Source organism: Desulforamulus putei DSM 12395, from assembly GCF_900129195.1.
In the GTDB taxonomy this organism is placed as follows: Bacteria; Bacillota; Desulfotomaculia; order Desulfotomaculales; family Desulfotomaculaceae; genus Desulfotomaculum; species Desulfotomaculum putei.
In genome coordinates, this window is record NZ_FQUY01000028.1 from 1 (window position 1) to 15,699 (window position 15,699).

A 15,699-nucleotide genomic window follows, 5' to 3' on the forward strand; every position below is an offset into this window, starting at 1 on the left:
CCACGCGTTACTCACCCGTGCGCCACTAGGTTTAAGATTCGCAAGCTTCCTCTTAAACCCCGTTCGACTTGCATGTGTTAGGCACGCCGCCAGCGTTCGTCCTGAGCCAGGATCAAACTCTCCATAAAAATATCTTCAATATTTTTAAAGAGTTTTGGCTCTTTGTTATCCGTGAATTACTCGCTAGCGTCTTTGTTCACGCTTGACGAGGATGTGGTCTGTCACAGTTTCATCTTGTATCGATGACTTTTGACTTGACCTGTTGTACATCCATCATCCACTGTTTAGTTTTCAAAGACCACGAGGTTTTTGAAGTGCCCTCGATTCGAAATATTACCACATCGTAAAATCCGTGTCAAGAATTATTTAAAAGTGTTTTTTGCTCACAAAGTTTGTCATTTCGATCGCAAAATCTTATTATAAGCAATGAATCTTGTCCTGTCCGGTAGTGGTTTTTTCCACCGGGTTCCCGGCAGGGCTTGCCGCCGGGCGACATTGTTTATCTTATCACTCCCGGCGGCTGAAGTCAATTGGTATTTTATGGTAATTTCAAGACTCCCTGGGTCTCATTAGCGGGAACAAAATAACATCCCTGATGGAAGAAGAGTTGGTTAGCAACATCACCAAACGATCAATTCCGATACCCAATCCACCGGCGGGCGGCATGCCGTATTCCAGTGCCTGAATGTAATCTTCGTCATACATTTGGGCCTCTTCATCTCCGGCTTTACGTTTTTCTACTTGAGCTATAAACCGACCCTTTTGGTCGATGGGGTCATTCAATTCGGAAAAGGCGTTGGCCATCTCGCGCCCATAGATGAAAAGCTCAAAACGATACGTTAGGTCGGGATTTTCCTTTTGTCGTTTGGCCAGAGGTGAAATATCTACGGGATAATCGATAACAAAGGTAGGCTGGACCAGCTTGTCCTCGACCTTTTCCTCAAATACCGTGTTTAGAATATCGCCCCAGGATGCATTCGGCTCAATCTCCAGCCCCAGTGCCCTAGCGGCTTCATAGGCTGCTTTGGCGTCCTTTAACTGGGTGAAGTCCAACCCGGAATGCTCCTTAACAATTTCCAACATGGGCACCCGGCGCCAGGGTTTGGCCAGATTAATTTCTACCCCTTCATACTCAACGGTGGTGGTTCCTAACACTTCCCGGGCCACATGAGAAATAAGGTCTTCAGTAAGATCCATCATATCTTTATAATCAGCGTAAGCCTGGTACAACTCAATCATTGTAAATTCAGGATTGTGCTTGGTGGAAATCCCTTCGTTCCGGAAGTTACGGTTGATTTCATAAACTTTATCAAAACCGCCCACCAGCAGTCGTTTCAAGTAAAGCTCCGGGGCTATTCTCATGTAAAGCTTCATATCCAGAGCATTGTGGTGTGTGATAAAGGGCCGTGCACTGGCGCCCCCGGCAATGGGATGCATCATGGGCGTTTCCACTTCCAGGAAACCTCTTTGGTCCAGATAATTGCGGATGGACCGTACCACTTTGCTGCGGATGACAAAGGTTTGCTTTACTTCCGGGTTAACAATTAAATCCACATATCGTTGACGATACCGTAAGTCAACATCCTTAAGACCATGCCATTTTTCCGGTAACGGCCTCAGGGACTTGGATAACAACTTGTAACTGTCGATATGTACGGTAATTTCGCCCTTACGGGTTTTAAACACTTTTCCGGAGCAGCCAATGATATCACCGATATCCAGTTTCTCAAAACGGGCGTAATCTTCTGCTCCCAGGTCATCCAACCGGCTGTAAATTTGAATGTTGCCGGTACTGTCCTGCAGATTGGCAAAACTGGCTTTTCCCATGACCCTTTTGGCCATGATACGCCCGGCGATGACTACGGATTGTCCATCCATCGCTTCAAAGTTATTGATAATATCTGAGGTATAATGGGTACGCTCAAACTTTTCCCCGTAAGGTTCGATTCCCTGGCTTATGAGTTCCTGCAGTTTTTCCCGGCGAACCTTCATTAGTTCGTTGAGGTCCTCTACAGTGGTTTGGCCGGCTTCCGCTTCTGGCGGAGCCGGCTTTATTAATTTTTTTTGGTTTACCTCAGTCATTTGCAAAAACCCCCAAACACTATTTCAATATGTCTAAGATCTCATATTTCAGGACACCGGCCGGAACAGTCACTTCCACTATACTGCCTTTGGGCTGTCCAAGAATGGCTTTGCCAACCGGTGATTCGTTCGATATTTTATTGGCATCGGGGTCGGCTTCGACGGACCCGACAATGGTATATTCCAACTCATCTCCAAATTCAAGATCTTTTAATAAAACTTTAGACCCGAGGGATACAACTTCGTTACCTAAATTTTCGTCATCAATAATTTTGGCGTTACGAAGCATTTTTTCCAGGGTAAGAATTCTACCCTCGATAAAGGCCTGTTCGTTTTTGGCATCTTCGTATTCTGAGTTTTCGCTGATGTCGCCGAATTCAATGGCCTGCTTAATTCTCTCCGCAACCTGGCGTCTTTTTACCGTCTTCAGTTGTTCCAGTTCTTCCTCCAACTGTTTCAACCCACTGACCGTAAGCATTACATCTTTTTCTTTCATTCTAAATTCTCCTTATCTCTAAATCTAATATTTTCTCTTTCTTCTGGGAATTAGCAAAAAGCCCAACTACAGTTAAAGCACTGCAAAAGGCTCTGACCAATTGCAGTGCTTCCCAACTTGGGTGATTGTTCCTGTACATTATAAAAACACCACGAATTATTTGTCAAGGATGCTTTGAGAACAATTATTACATTCTTATGACACCTTTATTATTGCCCTCTGCTTTATTAAATTAATCTCTTGTTCCGATATTGGTTTTTCAAAACTTCGAAAACCCGCTAACTTGAAACCATGTTTTTTCCCCAAACGATCAATCTCCTCCACCTGTTTTAATGTTAACTCCCGCCCCAGGGTGTAGCTTTCCAGACGCCCTTCCAAAGCCAATATCATGGTTTCGGCCATACAGGCATAGGCGGTTTTTGGGGGAAACCCAAAGTTAAAATTAAAATTAACATCTCCGGGTACTTCTACAATGCCGCCCTCAATTACCAGCACGTCATCCCGTTCTTCCACCACCTGGCGGGAAACGTCCCTCGGCCTGGCCACATCACAAACCACCGCACCGGGTTTTAAATCTTCCGGGTTAATAATGGTATCCACAGCACCGGTGACTGTCACCACTAGGTCCGATTTTCGTAAAGCCGCCTTTGTATTGGACGTCACCTCCGCGGCCAGTCCCGTCTCGTACATAATACGGTCTGCCAGCAGGTGGAGCCTGGCTTCGTTTCTTCCCACCAGAGTGAGATTTTTGGCGTCCCTGGCCAAAGACAGCGCACAAACGCTGCCAATGGAGCCGGTGGCCCCCACTACTGTCACTCTGGCCTTTTTTAAATCATGACCCATCAAATGAGCTGCTTTTTTGGCCCCTTCCAAAGCCATGGCTACGGTATAACTGTTCCCCGTGGTGACCGGAATCTTTAAATGTTTGGCCACAGTGATTCCCGCATCCCCGACAACTTTGGTAAAGGCCCCCAATCCCACCACCTTGGCACCTAATTTTTCGGCCAGGCGACCGGCCTGGATAATTTTATTCAGGACGAAGGGTTGCGGCAGGGACATCATCTGTCTGGCAGTCAGCAGGCAGGAAACAAATATTCCTTCGGTTTCTGCCACAGATGAGCGGATCCCTGTAATGGAAGATATCTTTATGGGGGGGAGCAGCTTCAAGGCTTGTTCCAGCAGGGCATCCGGCATATACCGGGTAAAGTTAAATTTTCTGGCCACGTCGCTGCAATCCAATGGATGGATAATAAATGCAAAGTGATTCATGTTCGTGTCCCCCGTTCCCGTATTATGGGTATTTCTTTACAATCATATGCCTGCCATTCCATAATCATTATTAAATTAACGGGGAATGGTAAAAAGTCCGCAAGAAACAAAAAGGGTTCTACCCGGCAGGCAGAACCTAAGCAAGCAAACTTTTTAAAATATCTTCAATCTCCTTTTTACTTTGGGATTTGTTAATGGTTTCTCTGATGCGGGCCGCCCCCCGGATGCCTTTGGTATACCAGGCCGCATGTTTCCTCATTTCAAAGACAGCCACCTGCTCACCCTTGGATTCCACCATCAGCTCCAAATGCCGGATGGCAATGCCGATCCTTTCTTCCGGTGTTGGGGGCGGCAGTTCTTCGCCGGTTTGCAGGAAATGGACAATATCTCTGAAAATCCAGGGATTGCCCATGGCTGCCCTGCCAACCATGATCCCGTCACAGCCGGTCTCCTCCAGCATCCTGGCGGCATCCCGGGGTGCCCAGATGTCCCCGTTGCCAATGACCGGGATCCTCAGGGCTTCCTTGACTTGCCGGATGATGTCCCAGTCTGCTTTGCCGCTGTAAAACTGGTTGCGGGTACGACCGTGCACAGTCACCGCTGAGGCTCCCGCAGCCTCCACCGTCCTGGCAAGGGCAACGGCGTTAACCGACTGCTCGTCCCAGCCCTTGCGCATTTTCACCGTGACGGGAACACCCGGTACGGCTTGAACCACCGCCTCTACAATTTTTCCCGCCAATGCCGGGTCTCTCATCAGGGCGCTGCCCTCACCGTTTTTTACAATTTTCGGCGTAGGACAGCCCATATTAATGTCCACGATATCAGCCCCCCGCTCCACAACAATGGCGGCGGCCCGTCCCATGGTTTCCGGATTGGAACCAAAAATCTGCACGCTGAGGGGAGAGGTCTCTCCCCGAAAATCCAACATGCGGTAGGTCCGGGGATTGGCATAAATCAGGGCCAGGTCACTGACCATTTCAGTCACCGCCAGGCCGCACCCCTGCTCCCTGGCAATAATGCGAAAGGCTCTGTCCGTAACCCCGGCCATGGGGGCCGCAATGACCGGATTCGGCAGTTTTACCGGGCCTATTTGCATGGGTTCGGGCCTCCCGAATCAGCGGTGCTTTGATTGCGGTCATAAAGTATGCGCAGTCCCGTTAATGTGAGGGACGGGTTTATCGTATCAATCACGGTTGTCTCCCGGGCAATGACCTCCGCCAGCCCGCCGGTGGCGATAACCCGGGCATCGCCCCCCAGTTCCTGCTTCATCTTTTTCACCAGGAATTCCACCTGGCCGGCAAAACCAAAAATGATGCCGGACTGCATGGCGCTGACGGTATTTTTGCCGATCACCGCAGCGGGCTTGATTAATTCCACCCGCGGCAACTTGGCCGCCCTGGCGAACAGAGCCTCGGTGGAAATACCGATACCGGGCGCAATGGCTCCGCCCAGATATTCGCCTTTGGCGGTTACACAACAAAAGGTGGTGGCGGTGCCAAAATCAACGATAATCAGGGGCCCACCGTATAAAGAGTAAGCTGCCACTGCATTGACGATGCGGTCCGCCCCAACTTCCCGGGGATTTTCGGTCTTGATGGAGATGCCGGTTTTAATGCCCGGTCCAACCAGGACAGGGTGTAAAGAAAAATACTTTTTCACCATGAACTCCAGCGTACCGTTGACCGGCGGCACCACCGAAGAGATGATAACACCCTCTACCCCCTGCATGTTAATGCGGGATAAGTTGAAAAGTTCTTTCAGCAAGACGCCGTATTCATCGGCTGTCCGGTTGCGATCGGTAGACAGACGCCAATGGGCGATGAGATTTTTGTCTTGAAATACCCCAAAAACGATATTGGTGTTGCCTATATCAATTGCCAGTATCAAGCTTGTCCCCGCCTCTCTCTGAATTCATTTTTGTTGATATTATAAATTATTAACCGTTTTTTCCATTAACCCAAAAGCAATTCTATCAAATTTAGTTCTTTTTATAAATAAATTGTTAAGGTTTCTTGCCTTATCCAGCATTTGTTTGAGATTTTTATTATTTTTATTTTATTTACCTAAAAAGGGAACCGGTTAGCGGTATAGAATACATTTTATTTAGATGGTTAGTTTACCTTTTGGGTATACTTTTTGATTCAGCAGAAAGGAGAATGAAATCATGGGAGATGCCCCAAAAGCTGCCATTTTACAGCGTGACAATGAAACCTATGCAATTGTGCCGAAAACAGGTTTGGCCGGACTATTAAATGCCGAAACCCTGCGCAAGCTTGCCGATGTAGTTGAAAAATACCAGATTCCGGTGGTTAAACTTACCGCTTCCCAGCGCATTGCCCTGGTGGGTATCAAAGGGGAAGATGTGAACAAGGTATGGGAGGACCTGGGCATGGAACCTGCCCCGGCCACCGGCCTTTGTGTCAGAAGCGTTCAATCCTGCCCGGGTTCCACTTTATGCAAGTACGGCAAGCAGGATTCCCTGGGCCTGGCTGCCAAACTGGATGAATTATTCAGCGGCACGCCCCTGCCCAACAAATTTAAAATGGGTATCTCCGGCTGTCCCTTAAACTGTTGCGAAGCCTGGACCCGGGATTTCGGGGCCTTTGGGAAATCCAACGGCTTTACCGTGGTAATCGGCGGCAATGCGGGCGCCGCTCCCCACATTGGCAAAGTGCTGGCCGAAGGTTTAAGCCAGGACGAAGTGGTTGCCCTAGCTACCCGGTTAATTAATTTTTACAAGGAAAATGCCAAAAACGGCGAAAGAATGTTTAAGTTTGTAGAGCGCCTTGGCATTGAAGAAATTCAGAAGGCCGTCCTCACCTAAAGAAAAAGCTGTCGGTAAGAAACCGGCAGCTTTTTCTTTGGCAATATTGGTTTTGATTTCAGTTGCTATTTTGTGCAGCGGGGGCCAGTTCCGGCAGACGGGTATGGATGGCCATGGCGAGGACAGCCACCACTCCTGCTTTCAACAGGTCCCACAAAACAAAGGGCCAGAAGCCAATTTTTAATACACCCATGACCGACACCGCCTTCCCTACGTAGAAGTTCAAAATCACATAGACATAGGGCAGACCCACCAGGTAAATGACGGCCATGCCCGCCAGAGAAGCCAGCAAGTAATTTACAAAGCTCCGATTTTTACTGCCTGCAAGAATTTTTCCGGCCACATAAGACGCCAGGCACTGACCTACAAGAAAACCAAAAGTTGGCTTCAGCACATAGGCGGGTCCGCCAAAGGGTTGAGTGGCAAAAACCGGCAGTCCCACCAAGCCAAGCAACAGGTAAACCGCTATGCTGAGGGCGCCGATCCTGGGCCCCAGCAAAACACCGGCCAGGACGGCAACCAGCGGCTGCAAGCTAAAGGGAATGGCTGCATAGACAAAGGGGATCCGGGTGATGACGGTCACCACCACCATGACAGACGCCATAAGGCCCGCTAGGGCAATTTCCTTACTGGTAAATTTCATTAATAGCGCCTCCTTTGTTAACTGGTTTATAATTACTGGTTAACATTTAGATTAAAAATAAAGGATTGGCCCTTGTTCAGGAAAAAACACACAAGTAATAACCAGGCCATTTCATCACGACAGGAAAATTTGTAAATTCAAGTCAAGAACCGTCCCCCACTTGAATTTGGGGAGGGGCGCAGGGATACTTCGCCGGAATAAAAGGTTTTGGTGCTGTTGTCGGAAAGCCGCAGGATGAGTGCGCCGTTATCATCGATGTCTTCCATAATCCCTTCCCAGACCCTTTGTAAGCCCCTGACCACCACCGGGCAACCGTACCACAGGGTTACATCCTTCCATAACCCTTTTAGGGGAGCAAACCCCTCTGCCTGCCAAAGGGTATATAAAGAGTCCAGTTCTTCCAGAATAGCCCTCAGCACCCCGGTCCTGCTGACTGGGTGACCGGACTGCACCCTCAAGGAAGTGGCCGCATTTCCCAAGGGCGCCAACTCTTCGCGGGTCTGATTCACATTGACTCCGATCCCTAGCACTAAAAACTTTACCCTGTCTGCCTCGGCAGTCATCTCCGCCAGAATACCGCAGGCCTTTAATCCGTCAATATACACGTCATTGGGCCACTTGACCCGGGCATCGATCCCCGGTAAACGGCGGAAGGCTCGCACCACTGCCACGGCCGCCAGCATGGTAAATTGGGAAACTTCCATGGGATTCACCCGGGGATACAAGACCACCGAGAAGCAGAGCCCTGCCCGGGGAGGGCATTGCCAGGCCCGTCCCAAACGTCCCCGGCCTTTGGTCTGTTCCTCGGTGATCACCACCGTACCTTCTTCTGTTCCCTGCCTGGCCAATTCCTTGGCCACATCATTGGTGGAGGTGGTGGTTTTAACATAATGGGCTCTCAGCCCGATACACCGGGAACGGAGACCGGAGAGCCATTCCGAGGGATCCAGGACATCCGGCGAGGCCAGCAACCTGTAGCCGGCCCGGGGCCTGGCTTCTATTTCATAACCGTCCCGCCGCAGGGACTCGACGGTTTTCCAGATGGCGGTCCTGGATACCTGCAGTTGCCGGCAAATATGCTCGCCGGAGACATATCCCGGTTGTTCGGATTTCAATAAATCAAGGATTTTTTGCTTGGCATTCACGCTGTTTCACCTTCTGGCATTTTAAACCATTATTCCCTCTTTTGTCAACCCGAATAACAAAATAAGGTTTACGTTACCTGAGTTAGAAAAATAAAAGCACCTATTTCATCATAGATGCTTTTACTCTATCAGGATATCCACGGCCTGGTATAAAACTTGGATACCGTGACGCGAAACCGTATATCGGCTGTGCGCCAGGGTTTTTCGCAAAAGTGAGGTACTTTGCCGCCATGGGCATGCACAGGATTGTGTTTTTTTTCGTCCTTTTTCCATTTGCTTACAAATTTACTCCCCTGGGAAGTTTGATTTTTGTTGCTAAGAGATCCTCCGTCGGGTCGGCGTGCCCGATCCTGCTTCATGCTAAGCGCCGCTTTTAAGTTGGGGCATTGCTGATAGTTTTTCGCCGCGCAGTATTGCTTCCACCAGTTTTCCGGAATAACCAGTGTATTTTGTGCAAAACCGTGATCCAATAAGGCGCTGCAGCCATGATTTCCTTTGGCATGGGGACATTTACTCACTCGGACACCCCCATATATGAATCCGCTGTTGATTCTATGTTATGCCTTAAAGAGCCACCGGAAAATAGTCTTTAGGGGCCGTTTTTAGGGGGACTTAGGTCCTAAAATGAATAAAATGTTTGACAGTTACCCTTTTGTCACGGTTTATGGGATTTGATTTCACCAATATCTAAACTAATATCCAAGGACTTAATGGAATGGGTCAGGGCTCCGATGGAAATCAGGTCAACACCGGCCTTGGCCACTGCCGTAATGGTTTCTTCGTTGATACCTCCGGACGCTTCCACCAGGGCCCGTCCGTCCACCAGTTTGACTGCTTCCCGCATGGTGGCAGGATCCATATTATCCAGCATAATGACATCCGCCCGGGCTTCCAGGGCTTCATTGACGCCGGCCAGGTTTTCCACCTCAACCTCAATTTTCACGGTATGGGGTACGTTTTGCCTGGCTGCCAGCACAGCCTGGGTAATCCCACCGGCAACCTTGATGTGGTTGTCTTTGATTAACACAGCGTCATACAGGCCAAACCGGTGGTTAAAACCGCCTCCCACCCGCACGGCGTACTTCTCCAGCATCCTCAAACCCGGCGTGGTCTTTCTGGTATCCACCACCCGGACCGGGTAAAGCTTTACCTTATCCACCAGGGCGGCGGTACGGGTGGCAATGCCGCTCATCCGCTGCAGGAAATTCAGGGCCAGCCGTTCCCCCGTAAGGATGGCCCTGGCATCCCCCTCCACCTCCGCAATGACATCTCCCGGTTCAAGGGAAGCGCCGTCCTGTACCCTGGCAGAAAAACCAATGTCCGGAGCCAGGTAACGAAATACTGCCTCCGCCACCGGAATACCGGCAACAATCCCCGGTTCCTTAACGTAAATAATTCCTTTGGCAACAGAACCGGCCGGAACAATGCTGTTGGTGGTAATATCACCGGTGCCAATGTCCTCTGCCAGGGATGTTGCAATTAATTTGTTCAGTTCAAACATGTTCAGTTCCATGGGGAACCCTCCGTCTTACCGCTTCAATATAATATGTTTCCGCCAGCGTTCCGCAGTTTCCGGGTAATCCAACCGGAAATGTCCCCCCCTGCTCTCGGTTCGCATCATGGCTGCTTCGGTGATCAATTCACCCACCTCCAGCATGTTGCGTACTTCCATCTGATAGGTTTCTTTTACTTCATGGTTTTGCAGATAGGACCAGCGGTCAAAAAAGGCCAGAGCCTCGGCCAATCGTTGGGCGGTTCTCAGGGGACCTACCTTTTCACCCATAATTTGTTGCAGTTTCTTTCTCAGTTCATAAAAGTCAATGTCCGGGGTGGGCCGCAAATGGTCGCAGTGAAATTCCGGCTTGTCATGCAGCCGGTTTTCCAACACATAGGCTGCCCTTTGGACAATCCTGCCGCCCCAGACCAGGCCGTCCAGCAGAGAATTGCTGGCTAGGCGATTGGCGCCGTGAACAGCTGTACAGCTGGTTTCCCCGCAGGCAAACAGGCGCTGGATACTGGTTTCGCCCCAGAGGTCGGTCTTTATCCCGCCCATCATATAGTGGGCTGCAGGGGCTACGGGGATAAGGTCTTTGGTAATGTCCAAGCCATACTTGGCACAGGTCAGGGTGATGGTTGGGAAACGTTCTTTTATCTTATCGGGGTCCAGATGGGTCAAGTCCAAAAATACCGACTCCGCCCCGGTTTTGGCCATTTCACTGAGAATGGCCCGGGAAACGATATCCCTGGGAGCCAGCTCTGCCATGCCGTGGTATTGGGGCATAAACCGTTCGCCCCTGGCATTTCGCAACAGGGCCCCCTCTCCCCGCACCGCTTCCGAAATTAAGAAACGGGGGGCGCCCGGTAAAACCAGAGAAGTGGGGTGGAATTGAATAAATTCCATATCCATCACCTCGGCCCCAGCCCGGTAGGCCAGCGCAATGCCGTCGGCAGTGGCCACTTCGGGGTTGGTGGTATAGTTGTAAAGCCGCCCGGAACCTCCGGTGGCCAGCACAACCACCCGCCCCCTGAATATTCTGAACTGTCCGGAGACCTGATCGACGGCCAGTACACCATAACAGATATTATTTTTAACCAACAGATCCACAACATATTGATTTTCCAAAATCTCAACACTGGCCAGGGCGGTCACGTTTTGACTGAGGGTCCGCAGGATTTCTGCCCCCGTTGCATCTCCCTGGGCATGCAAAATCCTGTCCTGGCTGTGGCAGCCCTCCCGGGTAAAACAGAGGTCATCCCCTGTCCGGTCGAAGGAGGCTCCCATGTCAATCAGTTCTTTAACTCTTTCGGGCCCTTCGTTGACGAGGATTCTTACGGCGTCCTCGTCACACAACCCTGCCCCGGCCACCAGAGTGTCCTGCATATGAAGCCCGGGGGAGTCGTGCTGTCCCAGCGCCGCGGCAATGCCTCCCTGGGCCCGATCGGTGTTGCTCTCTGCCACCGTCCGCTTGGTCAAAAGCGTTACCGATGCCCCCGCTTTGGCCGCAGCCCAGGCAGTAAAAAGACCGGCAATGCCTCCGCCGATAATTAAATACTCCGCTTCTTGTTGGGGTAATTCCCTGGAATCAAAATTTACCAGGTATGTGTTAGCCAAAGAAAACAACTCCCCCCGTTTGAGAAGTGAGATGTGAGAGGTGAGAGGTGAGAAGTTGGAAGTGAGATAATATTTACCTCATCCTCTCACCCTCAAAAAGCTAAAAGTGTTATGTACCGTAAGTCTCGTCACTTTACGGCCAACATTCGTTCCAGGCAGGCCAAGGCCTTTTCCCTAATGTGCGGGGGTACGGTAATCCGGGGCTGCATGGTTGCCAGCGCTTCCTTAACCTTACCCAGGGTGGTGGCTTTCATATTCGGACAAACCAGCCGCCTGGTGGCCAGGTAAAACTCTTTACCCGGGCATTGCTTATACAACTGGTGCAAAATCCCCGACTCTGTACCAATGATAAACTCTTTGGCGTCGCTCTCTTTTGCGAATTTGATCAGACCGGTGGTGCTGGAAACATAATCGGCCAGCGCCACCACCTCCGGTCGACATTCCGGGTGAATCAGCACTAGGGCTGCGGGATGTTCTTCCTTCGCTTTTAAAACTTCTTCGGCTGTGACCCAGTCGTGGGTATTGCACCAGCCTTCCCACAGGGTCATGGGACGCCCGGTTTTGGTTGCCACGTAGGCGCCCAGGTTTTTATCCGGAATAAAGATGATGGGTTTGTCCTCCGGGATAGACCGGACAATTTTAACCGCATTGGCGGAGGTGCAGCAGATGTCGCTTTCAGCCTTCACTTCCGCCGAGGTATTTACATAGGCCACCACCACCGCACCGGGCATTTCCTTCTTTTTCGCCCGCAGTTCCTCGGCAGTGACCATATCGGCCATGGGGCAGCCGGCATTTTCCTCCGGTAACAGGACAATTTTGTCCGGGGATAAAATGGCTGCACTCTCGGCCATAAAATGAACCCCACAGAAAACAATAACGTCCGCATCGGTGGCGGCAGCTCTGCGGGACAACTCCAGGGAGTCCCCGATGATATCAGCTACCTCCTGCACCTCCGGGCGTTGATAAACATGGGCCAGTATGATGGCGTTTCTTTCTTTTTTTAACCTCTTAACTTCTTCCGTAAGCTGGCTAATTCTTTCCTCAACGTTTAACATTAGATCAACTCCTTGTCTGAAACAAGCCAGAGCAAGTTCATGAATCTTTTAACTCTTGTAGCAATTCTATCCAGTGCGGATTAAATTGTCAATACAACAGCTTTTACCCGCAAACCCCATGGGACTCTTCATGGATGACCCGGGTGATTTTATTGTTTTCGTCCACCATGACCACCCGGGGCTTAAAGGTTCGGGCCTCCCGTTCATCCAGCATGGTGTAGGCAATAATAATGACTGTATCCCCCGGCTGGGCCTGCCGGGCCGCCGCCCCGTTCAGGCAAATGACCCCTGAACCCGGTTCCCCTTCAATGACATAGGTTTCCAGGCGGGCGCCGTTATTGTTATTCACCACCTGCACCTTTTCGTTGGGCAGAATCCCCGCCGCCTGCATCAATTCCTTATCAATGGTGATGCTGCCCATGTAATTTAAATTTGCCTCTGTAACGGTGGCCCTGTGTATTTTTGACTTGAACATAAATAACAACAACTTCCTAAGCCTCCAAAACCGTATTATCAATAAGACGGGTTTTGCCGAACCGCACCGCCAGGGCCAGTAAAGCCTTGTCTTGCAGGACATCCATTTGCTTCAGATGTGGGATGGAGAGGATTTCCACGTAATCGATGTCTGCCAGGGGTTCGGACCGGATTTCCCTTACCACCAATTCTTTCAGACGGGCAATATCCTTTTCCCCCTCCGCCACCCACTGCCTGGCCAAACTAAGGCTGCGGGACAGGACCAGGGCGGCCTTTCTCTCTTCTTCCGAGAGATACACATTGCGGGAACTCAGGGCCAGCCCGTCTGCTTCCCTGACGATGGGAAGGTCCACAATCCGGACATCCATGTTTAAGTCTTCAACCAACCGTTTAATCACCAGCACCTGCTGGAAATCCTTCTGTCCAAAGAAGGCCATATCCGGTCGCACAATGTTAAAAAGTTTTGTCACAACGGTGGCCACACCCCGGAAATGACCCGGTCGGGAAGCCCCGCAGAGGGGTTCGCTGACTCCGGCCACATCCACAAATGTGCTGAAGCCCGGCGGATACATCTCGGCCACCTCGGGAGCAAAAACGGCATCCACGCCCGCCTCGGCAGCCAGTCCCGCATCCCTCTGCAGATCCCTCGGGTAGGTCTGGTAATCTTCGTTGGGACCAAACTGGGTGGGGTTGACAAAGATACTGACCACCACCACATCACAGCGCCTTTTGGCCTCATGCATCAGGCTTAAGTGCCCCTGGTGCAAGTACCCCATGGTGGGTACCAAACCGACGGTTTTACCTTCAGAACGAACGGAATTGATAAAGGATCGCACTTCTTCAACGGTTTTGCAAAGTCTCATGGATCTCACCTAATACCTAATATATTTTTTTTAATTCTTCCTCCGCCATGTTAAAGACATGCTCGGGGCCGGGGAAGGCTTTGCTTCTCACCTCTTGTTGATAATCCCGGCAGGCCTGCAGAATTTGCTCCTTCAGGTTGGCATATCGTTTGACAAACTTGGGCGTGAAATCCGAGAACATCCCCAGTAAATCATGGGTTACCAGAATCTGACCGTCACAGTGAATGCCTGCACCGATGCCGATGGTGGGGACGCTGACGGACTCGGTGATGACTTTCGCCAGCTGCTGGGGAATGCATTCCAGTACAATGGCAAAGACTCCGGCGTCTTCCAGTTTTTTGGCGTCCTCCAGCAATCTGCGGGCGGCCTCCCCGTCCTTGCCCTGGACCTTAAAACCGCCCAGCTGGTGAACCGACTGGGGCGTTAGCCCCAGGTGCCCCATCACCGGGATGCCGGCGGCGGTGATGGCCTTTACGGTATCCACCACTTCACTGCCGCCTTCCAGTTTTACCGCCTGGGCCAGTCCCTCCTGCATCAGCCGCCCGGCGTTGCGCACGCTTTCCTCCCGGGAAATATGGTAGGACAGAAAGGGCATGTCCGCTACCACCATGGCCCTTTTAACGCCACGGCTGACCGCCCGCACATGGTGGATCATATCCTCCATGGTCACCGGGACGGTGGAATCGTACCCCAGCACTACATTACCGAGGGAGTCCCCCACCAGGATTGCGTCTATACCGGAAGCATCGACCAACGTAGCCATCGGATAGTCGTAAGCGGTTAACATGGCTATGGGGGTGCCTTCCTGTTTCATGCGCCGGAAGTCGGCTGTAGTTACTCTTTTGATCACGGTTGTCTACCTCCAAGAAAATATTGCTGAGAGCAGCGCCCTCATTGGGTGTAAGGCTGCCATTCTCCATGGCCACACCCACCGTATACAGCCCGAGAGAACGATAGGCCTCCCGGGTTCGCCAATCCATTTTCCGCAGGGCCTTCATATGACCCCGCAGGGTGGCGCCGTCCCCCCGGGCCACCGGTCCGGTAAGGGCCCCGGCGGGGCCGGATCTGGCAATATTGTTTATTGTACCCTGAATTAAGGGAAACAACGCATCCATGGCCTGTTCTTCATCCAGACCCAATTCCTGATAGATAGAGGCGCTTAAATGAATAAGCGATACCAAATAGTTGGAAGCTACCACTGCCGCGGCATGGTAGAGGGGCTTATCCTCCGGCTTGATTACAAAATACCGCCCCCGCAAGTCGTTCACCAGTTCAATGACCCGGTCCAGGGCCTGCTCATCTCCCTCCAGGGCAAAACAGGATCCCGGCAGGTTTTCCTTGGCGCTTTCCAAGCTGGCAAAGGCCTGCAGCGGGTGAACGGAAACCGCCCAGGCCCCCTGCTGCCTGACCGGCGCCAGAATGTCACTGGCCAGCGCTCCGCTGGTATGAATGATAATTTGCCCCGGCCTGCAGCCGCCCTTGCGGGCGATCAGGGCCGCCGTGGAGCCGATTTCCCTGTCCGTGGTGGTAATAAAAACCAGTTCGGCCGCACCGGCCGCTTCCGCCGGGTGGTGCACAACCCTGGTCTGCAGTTGGTCTGCCAGCCGCCGGGCGGAGGAAAGGGTCCGGCTGTATACGGCCACCGGCAGATACCCCCGCTCCTTTAGCAACACGCCCAGAGCGCTGCCTACTTTTCCTGCTCCGATGATGGCAAAGGAAGGTTTGCGGTTCATGAA

16 protein-coding genes and 1 rRNA gene are annotated in these 15,699 nt (G+C 51.4%); 1 reads left to right on the forward strand and 16 read right to left on the reverse strand.

The genetic code is table 11. The features are described from left to right. From BUB67_RS13765 to BUB67_RS13790, 6 genes are all read right to left on the reverse strand, one after another. A 16S ribosomal RNA gene (locus BUB67_RS13765) occupies window positions 1-128 on the reverse strand; the annotation flags it as partial. Between the two features lie 421 nt (window positions 129-549). After that, window positions 550-2,082, reverse strand: a complete 1,533-nt coding sequence (gene lysS / locus BUB67_RS13770) for a lysine--tRNA ligase (RefSeq protein WP_073239988.1) — start codon at window positions 2,080-2,082, stop codon at window positions 550-552. A gap of 19 nt (window positions 2,083-2,101) precedes the next feature. Then, window positions 2,102-2,578: a transcription elongation factor GreA gene (greA, locus tag BUB67_RS13775; protein ID WP_073239989.1), complete on the reverse strand. Its 477-nt coding sequence runs from the start codon at window positions 2,576-2,578 to the stop codon at window positions 2,102-2,104. A gap of 195 nt (window positions 2,579-2,773) precedes the next feature. Next, window positions 2,774-3,847 carry a shikimate dehydrogenase gene (locus BUB67_RS13780; RefSeq protein WP_073239990.1) on the reverse strand — a complete coding sequence of 358 codons (1,074 nt, stop codon included), beginning with the start codon at window positions 3,845-3,847 and terminating at the stop codon, window positions 2,774-2,776. A 136-nt stretch (window positions 3,848-3,983) separates the two neighbouring features. Then, window positions 3,984-4,943, reverse strand: a complete 960-nt coding sequence (gene dusB / locus BUB67_RS13785) for a tRNA dihydrouridine synthase DusB (protein WP_073239991.1) — start codon at window positions 4,941-4,943, stop codon at window positions 3,984-3,986. Beyond that, the gene (locus tag BUB67_RS13790) at window positions 4,934-5,734 is read right to left on the reverse strand and encodes a type III pantothenate kinase (protein ID WP_073239992.1); all 801 of its coding nucleotides are present in this window, start codon (window positions 5,732-5,734) and stop codon (window positions 4,934-4,936) included. The genes dusB and BUB67_RS13790 overlap by 10 nt, the downstream gene beginning before the upstream one ends. Before the next feature lie 277 nt (window positions 5,735-6,011). On the opposite strand from BUB67_RS13790, the gene BUB67_RS13795 reads away from it, so the two are divergent. Continuing rightward, on the forward strand, window positions 6,012-6,671 hold the full coding sequence (locus tag BUB67_RS13795) for a nitrite/sulfite reductase domain-containing protein (RefSeq protein ID WP_073239993.1): 660 nt from the start codon (window positions 6,012-6,014) through the stop codon (window positions 6,669-6,671). Window positions 6,672-6,729: 58 nt separating this feature from the next. On the opposite strand, the gene BUB67_RS13800 is transcribed toward BUB67_RS13795, so the two are convergent. From BUB67_RS13800 to BUB67_RS13845, 10 genes are all read right to left on the reverse strand, one after another. After that, window positions 6,730-7,314, reverse strand: coding sequence for a biotin transporter BioY (locus BUB67_RS13800; RefSeq protein ID WP_073239994.1), 585 nt, complete (start codon window positions 7,312-7,314; stop codon window positions 6,730-6,732). Window positions 7,315-7,451: 137 nt separating this feature from the next. Then, window positions 7,452-8,459 (reverse strand): biotin--[acetyl-CoA-carboxylase] ligase, encoded by a 1,008-nt coding sequence (locus tag BUB67_RS13805; protein WP_073239995.1) that lies wholly within the window; start codon window positions 8,457-8,459, stop codon window positions 7,452-7,454. A 128-nt stretch (window positions 8,460-8,587) separates the two neighbouring features. After that, complete coding sequence (locus BUB67_RS13810; protein WP_073239996.1) at window positions 8,588-8,977, reverse strand: hypothetical protein; 390 nt, start codon at window positions 8,975-8,977, stop codon at window positions 8,588-8,590. 137 nt (window positions 8,978-9,114) lie between these two features. Next, window positions 9,115-9,972 (reverse strand): carboxylating nicotinate-nucleotide diphosphorylase, encoded by an 858-nt coding sequence (gene nadC, locus BUB67_RS13815; RefSeq protein WP_073239997.1) that lies wholly within the window; start codon window positions 9,970-9,972, stop codon window positions 9,115-9,117. Window positions 9,973-9,987: 15 nt separating this feature from the next. Further along, entirely contained in the window at window positions 9,988-11,571 is a 1,584-nt protein-coding gene (gene nadB / locus BUB67_RS13820) for an L-aspartate oxidase (RefSeq protein ID WP_073239998.1), read from the reverse strand. A gap of 128 nt (window positions 11,572-11,699) precedes the next feature. Continuing rightward, a complete protein-coding gene (nadA, locus tag BUB67_RS13825) occupies window positions 11,700-12,626 on the reverse strand; it encodes a quinolinate synthase NadA (RefSeq protein WP_073239999.1) in 927 nt (308 codons plus the stop codon). 103 nt (window positions 12,627-12,729) lie between these two features. After that, a complete protein-coding gene (panD, locus tag BUB67_RS13830; RefSeq protein ID WP_073240000.1) occupies window positions 12,730-13,113 on the reverse strand; it encodes an aspartate 1-decarboxylase in 384 nt (127 codons plus the stop codon). A 4-nt stretch (window positions 13,114-13,117) separates the two neighbouring features. After that, complete coding sequence (gene panC / locus BUB67_RS13835; RefSeq protein WP_073240001.1) at window positions 13,118-13,963, reverse strand: pantoate--beta-alanine ligase; 846 nt, start codon at window positions 13,961-13,963, stop codon at window positions 13,118-13,120. 16 nt (window positions 13,964-13,979) lie between these two features. Then, window positions 13,980-14,777, reverse strand: a complete 798-nt coding sequence (gene panB / locus BUB67_RS13840; RefSeq protein ID WP_238457066.1) for a 3-methyl-2-oxobutanoate hydroxymethyltransferase — start codon at window positions 14,775-14,777, stop codon at window positions 13,980-13,982. Next, window positions 14,665-15,696, reverse strand: coding sequence for a Rossmann-like and DUF2520 domain-containing protein (locus BUB67_RS13845; protein WP_073240003.1), 1,032 nt, complete (start codon window positions 15,694-15,696; stop codon window positions 14,665-14,667). The genes panB and BUB67_RS13845 overlap by 113 nt, the downstream gene beginning before the upstream one ends. Window positions 15,697-15,699 lie beyond the last annotated feature (3 nt).

Coding starts and splice junctions, on each gene's coding strand:
- lysS (WP_073239988.1), bottom strand. CDS start 2,082: ATGACTGAGGTAAACCAAAAAAAATTAATAAAGCCGGCTCCGCCAGAA.
- BUB67_RS13845 (WP_073240003.1), bottom strand. CDS start 15,696: ATGAACCGCAAACCTTCCTTTGCCATCATCGGAGCAGGAAAAGTAGGC.
- BUB67_RS13795 (WP_073239993.1), top strand. CDS start 6,012: ATGGGAGATGCCCCAAAAGCTGCCATTTTACAGCGTGACAATGAAACC.
- greA (WP_073239989.1), bottom strand. CDS start 2,578: ATGAAAGAAAAAGATGTAATGCTTACGGTCAGTGGGTTGAAACAGTTG.
- dusB (WP_073239991.1), bottom strand. CDS start 4,943: ATGCAAATAGGCCCGGTAAAACTGCCGAATCCGGTCATTGCGGCCCCC.
- BUB67_RS13800 (WP_073239994.1), bottom strand. CDS start 7,314: ATGAAATTTACCAGTAAGGAAATTGCCCTAGCGGGCCTTATGGCGTCT.
- panC (WP_073240001.1), bottom strand. CDS start 13,963: ATGAGACTTTGCAAAACCGTTGAAGAAGTGCGATCCTTTATCAATTCC.
- panB (WP_238457066.1), bottom strand. CDS start 14,777: ATGAAACAGGAAGGCACCCCCATAGCCATGTTAACCGCTTACGACTAT.
- nadA (WP_073239999.1), bottom strand. CDS start 12,626: ATGTTAAACGTTGAGGAAAGAATTAGCCAGCTTACGGAAGAAGTTAAG.
- BUB67_RS13780 (WP_073239990.1), bottom strand. CDS start 3,847: ATGAATCACTTTGCATTTATTATCCATCCATTGGATTGCAGCGACGTG.
- nadC (WP_073239997.1), bottom strand. CDS start 9,972: ATGGAACTGAACATGTTTGAACTGAACAAATTAATTGCAACATCCCTG.